General features: G+C 41.4%; 6 protein-coding genes and 1 pseudogene. 1 reads left to right on the top strand and 6 read right to left on the bottom strand.

The window, feature by feature from the left end:
* The first annotated feature begins 189 nt into the window (after window positions 1-189).
* On the top strand, window positions 190-2,376 hold the full coding sequence (locus tag H3302_RS06920; RefSeq protein ID WP_065979839.1) for an OsmC domain/YcaO domain-containing protein: 2,187 nt from the start codon (window positions 190-192) through the stop codon (window positions 2,374-2,376).
* 97 nt (window positions 2,377-2,473) lie between these two features.
* On the opposite strand, the gene H3302_RS06915 is transcribed toward H3302_RS06920, so the two are convergent.
* From H3302_RS06915 to H3302_RS06890, 6 genes and pseudogenes are all read right to left on the bottom strand, one after another.
* Window positions 2,474-4,876, bottom strand: coding sequence for a glucan 1,4-alpha-glucosidase (locus H3302_RS06915; protein WP_182396299.1), 2,403 nt, complete (start codon window positions 4,874-4,876; stop codon window positions 2,474-2,476).
* A gap of 12 nt (window positions 4,877-4,888) precedes the next feature.
* Window positions 4,889-6,373 carry an MFS transporter gene (locus tag H3302_RS06910; protein WP_180311523.1) on the bottom strand — a complete coding sequence of 495 codons (1,485 nt, stop codon included), beginning with the start codon at window positions 6,371-6,373 and terminating at the stop codon, window positions 4,889-4,891.
* Window positions 6,366-8,231, bottom strand: a complete 1,866-nt coding sequence (locus H3302_RS06905; protein WP_075593640.1) for an alpha-amylase family glycosyl hydrolase — start codon at window positions 8,229-8,231, stop codon at window positions 6,366-6,368. Before H3302_RS06905 ends, H3302_RS06910 begins: the two co-directional genes overlap by 8 nt.
* Before the next feature lie 94 nt (window positions 8,232-8,325).
* Window positions 8,326-10,176, bottom strand: coding sequence for an alpha-amylase family glycosyl hydrolase (locus H3302_RS06900; RefSeq protein ID WP_182396298.1), 1,851 nt, complete (start codon window positions 10,174-10,176; stop codon window positions 8,326-8,328).
* Between the two features lie 2 nt (window positions 10,177-10,178).
* Entirely contained in the window at window positions 10,179-11,675 is a 1,497-nt protein-coding gene (locus H3302_RS06895; RefSeq protein WP_074988292.1) for a tryptophan halogenase family protein, read from the bottom strand.
* A gap of 105 nt (window positions 11,676-11,780) precedes the next feature.
* Window positions 11,781-14,559 (bottom strand): annotated as a pseudogene (locus H3302_RS06890) (TonB-dependent receptor).
* Window positions 14,560-15,233 lie beyond the last annotated feature (674 nt).

Below are 15,233 nucleotides of genomic sequence, written 5' to 3'. Positions count from 1 at the left end.
TCTTAAGCGAGTCAATCTCTAGCCATTTTCATTCACTGACAATTCAACCACCATTAAAATGGCTTTTTTTTCGATTTACCCAAGACTATTACCGCGAAAAAGCAGATAATTACACCTATTATGATGAAAACGCTATCAGCAAGCATTTAAAGTTTGTAGTAGCTAAGCGCACTAAGGTGGAATTTTTTAATGGAAATTAAAGTTAATTTTCTCGACAACCTCAGACTTGAAGCCAAGTTTGATGACTTCTCTGTCATCGCAGATCAACCTATACGCTATAAAGGCGATGGTTCAGCACCAAGTCCTTTTGACTATTTCTTAGCGTCTTCTGCACTGTGCGCCGCTTATTTTATTAAAGTGTATTGTAACTCTCGTGATATCTCGACGGATGGTATTCGTGTTGCACAAAATAATATTGTTGATCCTGAGGATCGTTACAATCAAATATTTCAAATTCAAGTCGAATTACCAGAGCACCTATCCGAAAAAGATCGCACGGGTATTTTGCGCTCAGTAGAGCGTTGTACAGTAAAACGTGTTATTCAGACAGGCCCTGAATTTAAAATTGATACCGTAGAAAACATTGAAGCCGATGCGCAAGCAATGTTAATGGCAAAACCTGATGAAGATCATAACACCTTTATTTTAGGCAAAGACTTACCGCTTGAAGAAACCATCGCGAATATGACCGCGATACTCGAAGACTTAGGGATGAAAATAGAAATTTCATCTTGGCGCAATATTGTGCCAAATGTATGGTCGTTGCATATTCGTGACGCCGCATCGCCTATGTGTTTTACCAATGGTAAAGGCGCAACCAAAGAAAGCGCACTGTGCTCTGCGCTTGGTGAGTTTATAGAACGTTTAAATTGTAACTTCTTCTATAATGATCAATTTTTAGGTGAAGAAATAGCAAACAGTGCATTTGTTCATTACCCAAATGAAAAATGGTTCAGCCTAACCGACGATGACTCCCTGCCTGAAGGTATATTAGACGACTACACGCGCGACATTTATAACCCCGATGGCGAATTATGTGGCTCTCACCTAATTGATACTAATTCAGGTAACACAGCGCGCGGAATTTGCTCTATTCCTTATGTGCGCCATTCAGATGGTGAAACCGTTTATTTTCCATCAAACTTGATTGAAAATTTATTCTTAAGCAATGGTATGAGCGCGGGTAATAACTTTGCAGAAGCAAAAGTACAGTGTTTGTCAGAGATTTTTGAACGGGCCGTTAAACGCCAAATAATTGAGCAAGAAATTGCTCTTCCAGATGTACCTGACGCAGTCTTAAATAAATACCCAAGCATTGTTGCTGGCATTAAAGGCCTTGAAGAACAAGGCTTTCCTGTTGTTGTTAAAGACGCATCACTGGGTGGTCAATTTCCGGTTATGTGTGTCACGCTAATGAACCCAAAAACAGGCGGTGTATTTGCCTCGTTTGGCGCGCACCCAAGTTTTGAAGTCGCATTAGAGCGCAGCCTTACAGAGCTGTTACAAGGTAGAAGCTTTGAGGGCTTAAACGATGTTCCTAAACCGACCTTTAATAGCATGGCCGTGTCGGAGCCAGAAAATTTTGTTGAGCACTTTATTGACTCAACAGGGGTTATTTCATGGCGCTTCTTTAGTGCGAAGCATGATTTTGAGTTTGTGGAGTGGGATTTCTCAGGCACAAACGAAGAAGAAACCGCAAGCTTATTCGGTATTTTAGAACGCTTAGGTAAAGAAGCCTACATTGCAGAGTTCTCAGATCTTGGTACTGCGTGTCGTATATTAGTCCCTGATTATTCTGAAGTTTACCCAGTCGAAGATTTGATTTGGGATAACACTAATAAAGCCTTAAATTTCCGTGAAGATATTTTAAATCTGCACCGTCTAACTGAAGATCAACTGGCTGATTTAGTTGAGCGATTAGAAGAAAGTGAGTTAGATAACTATATCGATATCATTACGCTAATTGGTATCGAATTTGACGAAAACACGGTATGGGGTCAATTAACAATTCTTGAGCTTAAGTTATTAATTTACCTAGCATTGGGTGATTTAGAAGCCGCTATGGAGCTAGTTGAAGCCTTTTTACAATACAACGACAATACCCTTGTTGAACGAGGTCTATTTTATCAAGCGATGCATGCAACACTGGAAGTTGCGCTTAGCGATGACCTAGAAATTGAAGATTACATTCACAACTTTACGCGTATGTTTGGTCAAGAAACCATGGACGCCGTGGTTGGCTCGATTAATGGGGATGTTATGTTTTATGGTTTAACCGAAACAAGTATGAAACTTGAAGGCTTAGACAGACATCAGCGTTTAATCGACAGCTACAAAAAGTTGCACGCAGCGCGAGCAAAAAAAGCAGGTTTATAAGGCACAATCAGACACAATCATTTTGCTGAACTGATAAATAAAAAAACCGCTGAGGGTTAAAGCTCAGCGGTTTAATTTTAATATTTAAATGCTCAATTTACTTCAAAGCATCTTCGACAACAGGGTAATGATCCCACACATGTTTATCGCTTAAAGAGCGAAGTAATTTAATGTACTCTGCATGCGTCCACGCAAGTGGTGTCGCTGAGTTCGTCCCCTCGCCTAACACATAGCCAGCTTTATTGTTACCAACACCATCCCACACTTGCTCAGGTAGCATCATGCCTTCATTAGCAAATGCTTCCATGCCTTTTACATACGTGTTTTTGATCGTGTTTTGTTTCATCGCATTTAAGCTATTGCTGGCATTTGCTGCGGCAATTTCATAGTGACCGCGTTCACCCGTGAAAAACGGCCATACTCGCCCACGCTGACCTGGGGTATTATTCCCCCCTTCTGCGTAGTTATTGCCCGTAACTTCGTCTTCGCCGTAACCATCATTACCATAACGACGGTAGCCTGGGAATGACCCTGAGCCATCAGCAAAGTTAAAGGTATAGCGCACTTGTAGGTTATCAATTAAGCTTTCGTCATCATATTCTGGAAGCGTTTTTACAATGCTTGGTGCAAGCGCATCACGAACACCGTAGCGAACCAGCTCTAAAAATCCTCCGTCCAGAATTTGCTTTTTGTCGAAGCCATCACGACCATTATTCGCATTAAGCGTGGTCGATGAGTTTGGATCTTTATCTTGGCCAATGCGAATGAAATATTCTCCATCGGCATTGTCTGATTTTAGGTTACCTTGCGTGGTAAACATGGTGCTTTCGATTTCACTATTGTATTGCTTAGCGGTTTCTAAGTAACGCACTGCGTTTTTAGTATCACCTGCTTTTCTGGCAATATCAGCAGCAGTAACTAGGCCCGCTACAACAGCAGCAGTCGTAGAAGGAGAGTAACCGTTTTGTTCTTCCCAGCGCTCTTGCTGCGTTGCGGGTGGGGTGATTTGTGTATCATTCCACAGAATCTTTGCAAGGCCACCATCTACCAAAAAGTCAGCCGCTGGTTTGAGCATTTTGCCATACCACTGTGTTAACTCTTGGTCGCTAAGTACGTCGGCTTGATGAAGTTTCCATGCAAGCATAATTGGCATAGCCGTTTGGTCAAGTTGCACACCAACCCATTCAAGTTCACCATCAACGTGTGTTTTTTGTAAGAACCAACCAGTGTCTCCCCCGTTACCAGGAGTACGAGCGGTAACTTGTACTTTTTCTAAATATTCAAAGGCTGTCTTAGCTGTTTTAGTATCGCCCATGGCCATAAACGCCATAGCCACCTGATAAAAGTCACGTACCCAGACTGCTTTATAGCCTGTAGAACCTGTTTTAGCTGAGACCGTTTCACCCCATGGGTTTGATAACGACGCAATTAGTGCCCCCGCATGCGTTTTATCTTCTTGCGCCTTTAATACCATGGCACTTGTATAAAGTAGTTTGCCATTATCAGCGGTACTGCTAGTTAATGTACTAAGGGGCTCAAGGCTTGCTAAGTAATCTTGCCAACCAATCGCATCACCTTTACCGTTATAGGCATCTAGTAACTTTTGGTAACCTTGACTTAAGCTTGCTTGACCTTCTTTTAGGCTCGCAGCTTCTGATTGACCAAAGCTTAGTGCTAAATCGAATGTTGTATTAGTTGAAATATCACCCAGTTCAGCAAGTAAACTAACGTTACCCGATTGCTCACCGGTATTTTGGTACGTTGTGCCAAGTGATTGCGACTTTTTAAGTTCTTTTAAACCATCGCTTATCCCCGTAAAACCAACCGTTGCCTGCTTGAATGGCTGAGTAGCTTGCAGTGATAAGAAATTATCGTCTTGCCATGCAACCAAGCCTTTATCAGTTACTTTAGCAAAATCGTCTAGGCCGTTATTATCAATATAAGGGTTCACATTCACATAGGCTTTAACGCCTTCTAAATCGGTATTAAATACGCTGCGTACAAACAGAGTTTGGCCGTTTGGATCAGTGAAAATATGCTTTTCTAAAGAGAAACGACCTTGCTTATCTTTGCTTACCACTTTATAGGCAAGTGAAAGTGGCCGACCAGCTTCATCTTTGTATAGATAATCAATGCTGACATCAAGATCATCATTTTCTGTCACAGTAAAATCTTTGCCTACCACAACAAATTGCATATCTTTAATTTGTGCTTGGTGAATAAGACCAAACATGGTTTCAGTGATCATGCCTTTGGCAATTGAAAACCACACTTTTGACACTTTACCAGTCGCAGCTGAATCATCATAATGACCCGCTTTATATTGCTCATAGGATGTGCCAATACCTGTTTTACCTGAATAAGCCCAAAATGGCTCAACACCGGGCGCGCCCGGGGCTGAAATCTGCGTTAACGCTGTTGTTGATACAGATTGCTCAGAGCTACAAGCCGTTAAACCTAAAGCAATAAAACTTGCCGTAATAAGATTAATTTTTTTCATTGTGTGTCCTTATTATTGTTGCTTAACGCGAAGTACAGCGAACGCTGCCAGTACGAGCGACACAGCACCTAGCACTAACGCATAAATGGGTTGGTTATCGAAGAAGTGGCGTAAAATCAAGCCTAAAACACTCGCCGCAAGTAACTGTGGGATAACGATAAAAAAGTTGAAAATCCCCATGTATACCCCCATTTTTTTAGTGGGTACAGAGGTGCTTAACATGGCATACGGCAGTGATAAAATAGATGCCCATGCAAAGCCTACTCCTATCATGGGCCAAATAAGTAGACTGGGGTCTTTAATAAAGATAAAGCTGGCAAGTCCCAAGGCCCCCAGCACTAGATTGATTGCATGCGCCAGTTTTAAACCACACTTCTTAACGATGACCGGGATACATAATGCTGCAATGGCTGCAAACCCGTTGTACGCTGCAAACAAAACCCCAACCCAATCGGCTCCGTTGTTATAAGCCAGTGAGCCTGTGTCACTACTGCCGTAATGAAAACTGGTTACCGCTGAGGTTGTATAAATCCACATAGCAAACAGTGAAAACCAGCTAAAAAATTGCACTAAAGCCAGTTGCTTCATTGCCTCAGGCATTGTGAATACATCATTTACTACTTGATAAAAGCCACCAGAGGTTGCATTTTTAGCTTTTAACGCTCCCGCAATGAATTGAATAACACCAAAACTAATTAAACCACCCGCTAATAAATAAAGCTCTTTTTCAAGTGATAACCCCGTAACAATGCCCAGCACCACGATACCAAGCAGAGTAAAAATAACCGCACCTTTATTAAAATTTACATTACTGTGAGTGGCGTTCTGTGCGTCGCTGTGTTCTTGTTCATTAAAGCTTTCAAGCTGTTCTGGTGAATATTCTTTGGTGGTAAATATGGTCCAAAAAACGGCAACAAGAAGTACAACTGCACCAAAGTAAAATGAAAACTTTACCGAATCAGGAATTTGACCCGCAGGTGCAGTGTTAGCAATATCAAACCAGTTTGTCATCATCCACGGTAAAGCAGAGGCAACAACCGCACCAATCCCTATAAAAAAGCTTTGCATGGCATAACCAGTTGCACGTTGCTTCTTAGGTAGGTTGTCGCTTACCAGCGCACGGAAAGGCTCCATAGTGACATTAATAGAGGCATCCATAATCCATAGCATCCCCGCAGCAATCCACAGGCTGGGCGAATTTGGCATAATAAATAACGATAACGTTGTTAAAATTGCACCGTAGAAAAAGAATGGACGACGACGGCCTAGTTTATTCCATGTTTTGTCGCTCCAGTAGCCAATAATAGGTTGAACAATTAAGCCTGTTAGCGGTGCGGCAACCCACAAAATAGGGATGTCATCAACATTCGCGCCAAGGGTTTGAAAAATGCGGCTCACATTACCATTTTGTAATGCAAAACCAAATTGGATACCGAGGAACCCAAAACACATGTTCCATATTTGCCAGAAGCTTAGCGTTGGTTTGTTATTATTCATAATCAGCCTTTAGGGTATATACTGCGCTGCTTAAGCCGTTCAGTTTTAATTGAATGGGCGCCTGTTTTGTTAGGTCAGAAATAACAATGTCGGCATGACTTTCTAAGTTATCGGTAAGGGTAAGTGACGTGTGATTAAGCGTGGGGAGTTGCGTTGCATTAAGTGTAAATGACACAGTTTGAGACGCTTGTGAGAAGTTACTCACTACCAACACCAATTGCTGACCTAGCTTGCGGGTAAAGGCTATTACTTGCTCTGAACCAGTTAGCTCAACTGCTTGCATGTCACCGCCCACAATGGCAGGTAACGTATTAAGTGACATTAGTTTTGTGTAATAGGCCCGCAGTTCTGCTTGTTCTTTCGTTAATGCCCCACCATCAAACTTTCCATCATTCATCCATGCTTGATGCGCTGGCACACCCACGTAATCAAAAATACTGGTACGGGTTGGGTCGCCAAATCCAGCGTCTTCAGAGCCATCTTCACCCACTGCTTGGCCAAAATACAGTAATGTCGGCGAGCGAGTCATCAGTGTTGATACCACCATAGCTGGCTTCCCTTTTTCGCTGCTACCCGCAAAATCAGGACTAGCAATACGTTGCTCATCATGGTTTTCTAAAAAGTGCAGCATGTGCTCTTCAATATCGGCCACTTCGCTTTGGATATCAAAAATACTAGTGGCAGGTTGCTTACCTTGCATAACAGCTTTAACGGTATCGTAAAAACCAACTTTGTCGTAAAGGTAGTCCATCTTGCCTTGCTGAATATAAGGACGATAAAGGCTTGGGTTGTATACTTCAGCTAAAATAAACGCATCCGCTTTTTGCATTTTGATAGATGAATTTAAAAAACTCCAAAACTCCACTGGCACCATTTCGGCCATATCATAGCGAAAACCATCCACGCCTTTATCTAACCAGTAAAGCGCGATATCACGGAATTTATACCAGCTGTTTGGTAAGTCTTTGTCTTGCCAGAATGCATAGTGAGCGCGGTAGTCTTTACTCGCATAATCAGCTGGCAACGTTGGAAAATCATAACTGCCGTCAGGCTTAACACCGTAGTTAATTTTTACTGTTTCGTACCAATCATTAATATCTGGTTTTGCTTCGCGAGCTCCATTACCTGTCCATTTAGCGGGCGTTTCATCAAAGTGATTATCAGCAAGTGGGTGTGGCTGCCCACCTAAAACTTGGTAATCTTCACTTGTAGGTACTTGGAATGATTGACCTGTGACATAGTAAAAGTTGTTATCACGTACGTAAGCTTGTGTTGTATCGTCTTCAGCACCAAAGTCTTTAATTCCTTTTGGTTTTGCTACTGAGTCATAATTACGCGCCACATGATTAGGCACAATATCGATGATGACTTTCATGCCATGTTGATGCGTACGTTCGATAAGCTCTACAAACTCTTCTAGCCGACGTTCAGGGTTTATCGCTAAGTCAGGGTTTACATCATAATAGTCTTTAACAGCATAAGGTGAACCTGCTCGGCCTTTTACAACGTCAGGATCATCTTGCGATAAGCCATAGTGTGTATAGTCAGTCACTAACGCATGACGTGGTACGCCAGTGTACCAAATGTGGGTAGTACCAAGCTCTTTTATTCCCTTTAATGCTGCGTCATCAAAATCAGCAAATTTACCCACTCCATTTTCTTCAAGCGTCCCCCATGGTTTATTTGTGGTGTTGGTATTACCAAATAAGCGGGTAAACACCTGATATACGACGGGCTTCGACACTGTTGCATGTGTTTGCTGTTTTTGTGTGTGCTGTTGTGTTGTTGCTTCATTACCACAGGCTGCTAAACCTAAAATAGAAGCCACGACTAATGCAGTTAATTTATATGTTGTCATCACTACTTCATTATTCTGTAAATATCAGTTAATACTAATGTTAAGGGCTACTCACGGACAGTAAATGCATACGTATTCACCCTAAAACTCACAATTATTCAAGTTCAATTAAGCGTGCTTGCATGGCTTTTAAGCGAATAGGCACAGTTAAAGTAACAGATTCGTTGCTCATTAAGTCGACCCCCGTTTGAGTGTTTTTAAGTACTTCTTGCATATAACTGACATCCCACTCAAGGTCATGTTGGTTTTTATTCAATAACACCACAACTTTTTCACCATTGTGCTCGCGCACATAGCTGTAAACACCTTGCTTAGGTGAAAAATGCATTAAACTCCCTTCACTAAGCGCGGGCTTTTCTTTGCGCAGCTTCAGCAATGTTTGCATTGTGCTTAACATGTCTTTTTGGTCTTTAGAGAGTCCTTCACCGGTAAAGGCATTGACTGTATGTGCTCTAAAACCACCTGGGAAATCAATTCGAATATCGCCATGGTCGTTACTTGGGGTATTATCTAATAGCACCTCTGTGCCGTAATAAATTTGTGGAATTCCGCGTGTAGTCAACAGTAATGTCATTGCCAATTTTGTTTTAGCTAGATTTTGACCCAGCTCTGTATAGACACGGCTCATATCGTGATTGTCGGCAAACACTAAAATATTATCGGTATCTGCATATAAAAAATCATTCGCAAGTGATTGGTATACCCTGACCCAGCCCGTGTTCCAGCTTTCTTGTTCATTCAGTGCTTTAATTAGCGCCTCTTGCAATGAAAAATCCATGACACTGGGTAAGTCTGAGGTATAACCATCTTGATTTATTTTTCCGCGTTGCCAGTACGATGCAATTGCAGGATTACTTGTCCACTCTTCACCCACAATATTAAAATTGGGGTATTCGGTCATAATCGCTTTAGTCCAATCTGCTAAGAACGCTTTATCTGAGTATGAATACGTGTCGACGCGAATGCCGCTCAAGTTAGCGTATTCAATCCACCAAATGGCATTTTGAATAAGGTAAGTCGACAATAACGGTTGACGCTGATTTAAATCAGGCATCGACTCAACAAACCAACCATCATTAAATTGGCGCTTATCGTATTGGCTCGCATGTGGGTCTTGAATTGTTTGACGGGCATGCGTTGTGGCATTTTTACCTTTTTCAAACTGACCATCAAAGTTAACCCAATCAGCTGTTGGCATATCAGACATCCACTGGTGCGATGAACCAAAGTGATTAAGAACCATGTCCATCACTAAACCGATACCATGCTCTTTTGCTTTCACTGATAGCGTTTTATAGAGCTCATTACTGCCCATACGCGGGTCGACCTTGTAAAAATCTGTGATTGCATACCCATGATAAGAGTAACTTGGCATATTATTTTCAAGTACAGGTGTTAGCCAAAGTTGAGTGACGCCTAAATTTTCTAGGTATTCAAGACTATTAATCACACCTTGAATATCACCGCCATGGCGCCCGCCCTTAAACTCAGGGTTTGCTGCCTCTTGCATTGAAGCAATACTATCGTTCGTTGGATCACCGTTAACAAATCGGTCAGGATTTATTAAGTACAGTGTGTCTTTATTTGTAAATCCTGGGCGCTTTGCACTGTTTTTATTGCGGGTATTTAACCGATATGTAAAGACAGTTCCATCCGACGCTTTAAAGCTAAGTTCACCTGCTTTTGCATTATCGCTGATGTTTAAATTCAGAAATGCGTAGTTAGCATTATTCGTTGTTGTAACCCCTTTAAACTCAACGCCTTTGTAAGGCAACATCTGCCAAGTTTGTTTCGCAATGTTGCCCTCGTGAAGCATAACTTGTAACGATTCGTTCTGCATGCCCACCCACCAGCTTTCTGGTGAGGCAGTGATTGCATAACTCGCTGTCGAATTTAAAAGCGTTAATACGGTGCTTACTGCAAAAATTGTATGTGTTTTTTTCATAATTAATTTTGTATTTTTTCTAAAAATTCACTGTGGCTGGGCAGCTGCTCAACCGTGCTATTAATCAAGGTTTTTAAATTGCTAAATAGCTCATTAAGCTGATTATCTGTTAAGGCATTTGTTAAAGGATGATAATCTTCAGCAATCAGGCCTTGCCCTATCAACACTTGTTGCCACGCGACTTCGGCAAATAACTCATCGTCTTCACGCACTAGCTTACCGCTGGTTTTAAATAGTGCTATTTTCTTAGCAAGGCTGCTTGGAATATCCATGCCCTTACAAAGACGCCAAAATGGACTGTCGTCTCGCTCTGTAAGTTTGTAGTGGAGAATAATAAAGTCACGAATTCGCTCAAATTCTGTTTTACTTTGTTTGTTAAATTCATCCACTAAGTTTTGCTTAATACCTTGATGTGGAAAAAACTTAATCAACCGGATAGCTGCACTTTGAATTAAATGAATACTGGTTGACTCTAAAGGCTCTAAAAAACCACTCGATAAGCCAACCGATACCACATTTTTATGCCACTGCTTTAAGCGTCGACCCGTTTTAAATTTAATAATTCGTGGCTCAGTTAAGGGCTTAGCTGGCAAGTTGTTTAGCAGCTGCTGTTTTGCATTTTCATCTGATAGATATCGACTTGAATACACCAAGCCATTACCAACACGATGTTGGAGTGGAATTTGCCATTGCCAACCTGACTCTCTAGCGATAGAGCGGGTATAGGGAATGGCGTTGCTTGCAGACTCACTTTGGACAGCTACAGCGCTATCACACGGTAACCAGTGCGACCAATCTTCAAACCCCGTATTCAGCGTTTGCTCTATAAGTAATGCTCGCAGGCCGGTGCAATCAATAAATAAGTCCCCTTCAATCAGGCTACCATCTTCTAGCTTTAACGCATTGATAGACCCTGTTTGATCGCATTGACTTATCGTTTCTATTTTTCCTTCAATGCGATTAACCCCCCGCGATTGGGCTAATTCTTTTAAAAATTCACCATAGCGTGTCGCATCAAAATGATACGCGTAATGTAAGCCCGCTAATTGGGTATTAGGAATGTTTTTGAGATGGGCAAATTTATGCGCTTTTGCAGCTTGGTAGTTGAGAGAGAAATCCCAAAAGTCAGGGGCGTTTTGTGTTTGGTTTGCTTTCAACCAAAAATGATAAAATGCGCAAAACGGGAAGTCCTTACCTATTTCGCCAAAAGCGTGCATATAACTGTGCCCTTGGCTACGCCAGTTTTCAAACTCAATACCCAGTTTAATGGTTGCACCAGTCGCCTTGATAAATTCTTTTTCTGAAATACCAAGAGCCCCATTTAAATGCAAAATAGGGGGAATACTTGCCTCACCAACGCCAACAGTGCCAATTTCGGCAGATTCAACGAGAGTAATATCAAGTGATTTTCCAAGCACTTTGTTGAGTAGTGCGGCGGTGATCCACCCAGCAGTTCCACCACCGGCAATCACAACTTTTGTTATTTTTTTTGCTTCCATAGTACACCTAACACCAATTTCAATTCATTGAGTGTAGCCCACTGATATAAAAAAGCCCTTGTAAAACAAATCACAAGGGCAATTTTCTATCGCTGTTTAAGCTAATTACAGCTTGTAGCTGAAACCTAACAGGAATGTACGACCGTAGTCTTGGTAATCACGTACTTGCAGTGCGTTATCACCTTGTAGAGACGTGAACGGCTCTTCTGTGATGTTTTGTACTTGGAAAGTAACACTCAAGTTTTCGAGACCTTGGATACCAGCTTCTGCAAAATCATAGCCGATTTGCGCATCCCAAATTGTTTCGCCTTTGATATCAACTTGCGTTGTTGCAAAGCCTAAACCATAAACATCGCCCTTAAAGTCGCTACGTTTACGCATGCTAGTACGCGCTTGGAAACCATTACGTTCAAAGTACACGGTCAAGCTATCGATTTGGTCCGATAATCCAGGTAACTCATAATCATTACCATTTTGGTCTGTAATATCCTGCTCAACACCAGTATGGCTTGCGATTAAACCAAAACCATCCAGTGAATCACTAAACATAGTGAACGGTAGTGTTAATGAAAGCTCATAACCCAAAGATCACCTGACCCACCATTAACTTTACCAGAACCTGTACCTGTAGATGAAGCTGGGATTTCACCTGTAGATGGGTCCGCCACACCACTCATGTCGATTTCATATGTACCATCAAAAATCCACTGAGTGATATCTTTGTAGAAAAATGCTGCTGCAAAGTACCCTTCTTCATGGAAGTAGTTTTCGTAACTTAAATCAAAACCTGTTGCCTCTTTTGGCTCAAGTTTAGGATTACCACCTGACACATTCCAAAAGTTGCCATTTTCATCTGGCTGTTGACTGTAAGATGCGTTCACTGATGCATTCATTTCATCTAAACGCGCACGAGAAATCGTTTTCGCAGCACCAAAGCGTATTGTTTGCTCTTCATCAATTGCAAACGATAAGTTTAAGCTTGGTAAGAAATGACTGTAGTCATGACTGATGTCTGTTGGCGTAACAACAACGAGTCCATCCACCGTGTTTGCAGCAAAACCTTGCGAAGATTGCTCGGTTCTTACATAACGAGCACCAATATTACCTGTTACAGGAATAGAGCCAAGTTCAGCATTAATGTCAGCTTGCGCAAAAATGGCGGTTACTTCTTCTTGCACTGTCCACGATTGTGTTTTGTGTTTTTGATCCGTTAAACTTTCTTGTAAAGGTTATAATAACCATCATTTACTAAGCCGTTCGTATCGTAAGCAACCATGTTACCCATACCGATAAAATCAAGGCTTGCACTTCCTAAACGATACTGTTCAGGAATTGATAACATACCTGGATTGTCTAAAGAGAAGTCTTTTAATGTCATGAAGTAACCTTCAGACACTTTACTCTTCTCACGGTCACGGTAAGACATACCAAATGAAACACGGCTGATATACGCGTTATCTAACACCTTGCTTGCAGCAAGTTTTAGTGTGCTTAATTCATCGTTGATTTCTGGTGCATTGATAAAACCATCTTGGGCTGTATTCTGATATGGCGTATCTGTCAAACCATACTTGTCATTCAATGCAGCGCTTGCACCCCATGATAAAGGACCACCTAATTGAATTAGATCATAATCACTGTAATCAAGATTATGTGAGAACTGCGCTCCGGTATTGCCACCGTCAAAAACATAACCAATCGTATCAGCAACACCATTTGCATCACCGCGGCCTGTACCTGAATAACTTCGATACTCCAAATTTGACGCTCAACTTCTGAACGACTCGCATCAACTCAACTGACCATTCGTCATTAATATCGTATTTAGTATTGAAACCAAACTGGGTTAGTTCTGCATTACGCTCTTCATAGTCGTTACGAACAACAACACGCTGGCCTTCTGTTACTGCACTTGTGATAAAACCAGAATCTGCATCTACAACTGCAGAGCTAGGATCGATTGTTCCTTGACCCCAAGCGAATGGTACTTCAATACCACGAAGGATTTTCTCGTCAGAAAAATCTACGTAAAGAGCATCAAATGTCATATTAAGGCGGTCATTCGGTGCTGCTTCAATAACGAGCATTGCTGAATCACGCTCAAGCGTTGATGAACGTACGAAAGGCTTTGCCCACCTAAAATAGAATAAGTGTTACCATCTTCACCCGTAAATTCTGGATAACCCATGAATTCCAGCGTTTCTCTTGGTTAGGTGAGCTCATTGTGTTGTAAGCAAATGCAACACCGATGGTGTCATCAGCAAACTGATCAATGTATGAAACGTACCACGGAAACCTTTATCGTCACCGTCTGGGTTTAATTTATCAAAACCTGTTTGCTCATATTGGCCATTAAACATGATAACTTGCTCGCCTTTACTTAAAGGCTTAACAGTTGCATGTCGATTACACCAGCAATACCTTCCGCTTCGATACCTGGCTTGGGTTTTTGTATACCGTTACGCCGCTCATTATTTCTGATGGGTAAAGGTCAAACTCAACACGCGGTTATCGCCAATTGATACTTGCTCACGACCGTTAAATGTTGTTGCACTTTCGTTTTCACTGAAACCACGCACACTTACGCGACTAGCACGACCATCTAGACGTTGTGCTGTAAGGCCAGGAAGGCGTGCGATTGATTCTGCAATTGATGAATCAGGTAATTTACCGATATCTTCTGCTGAGATTGACTCAACAACTTCAGGAGTGAAGCGTTTCGTGTTAATAGATTCTACAACACTGCCACGAAAACCTTTTACTTCGATAACTTCAACGTTATCGTTTTTTGTTTTTGGTCTTCTTCTGCAGCATACGCTACAAAGCTATTTAAACCTGCGGCTGTTAAAGCCAGAGTTAATATACTTGGTTTGAACATAGACATGATGTTTTCCCATTACCCAAATTGTAATGTCAACGCCTTGCAGTTATTCATGATAGCAATAGCTGTTAATCGCTGACTGATTTTGTTGTCAACACGAATATTAACGCTCAGATTATTTTCTTAACAAATTTATGCATACGTATTCAGACTAGACGATGCAAACAAAAATTAACAACAAATTTACACGCGGATGTTGTAATGCATTGTTTATTAATCGTTTATTTATAAAACAGAGACGTCAAATGTGAATGAAACATTTTTTATCCAACGTCGTATTGTATTTGGCACAAATACGTATGGAGCACGCCTCTACCTAGTTTATATAAAAGTTGAATGTCATTTAAAAAAGGTAAACGAACGCAAAGTGTTAATTGGTCTTACCAAAAACATTTTGCACCTTTATGGTGAAAGCCAATTAAATTATGCACCACGTAGGCGCGTTGTTTGGTATCACTCTAAACGGCAAAAATTGGTAAATAATTTACTCTTAAAAATAATCGCTGTAAAAGTGGACTCAATCCCTTAGTTTTACAACGCAGGCAGATGAAATTACCGTGCATACGTATGCAGAGTTTTTACAGCATCCCACCCTTCACGTATGCTTTTGACATTCTGGCAACATATTAATAAGCGTTGCCCTAGGGTTTACATACACTGAGTGTCACGATGGAGAA

Origin of the sequence: Pseudoalteromonas sp. MT33b (assembly GCF_014117385.1) — a bacterium.
In the GTDB taxonomy this organism is placed as follows: domain Bacteria; phylum Pseudomonadota; class Gammaproteobacteria; order Enterobacterales; family Alteromonadaceae; genus Pseudoalteromonas; species Pseudoalteromonas lipolytica.
This window is presented reverse-complemented; position numbering and strand designations above follow the sequence as displayed.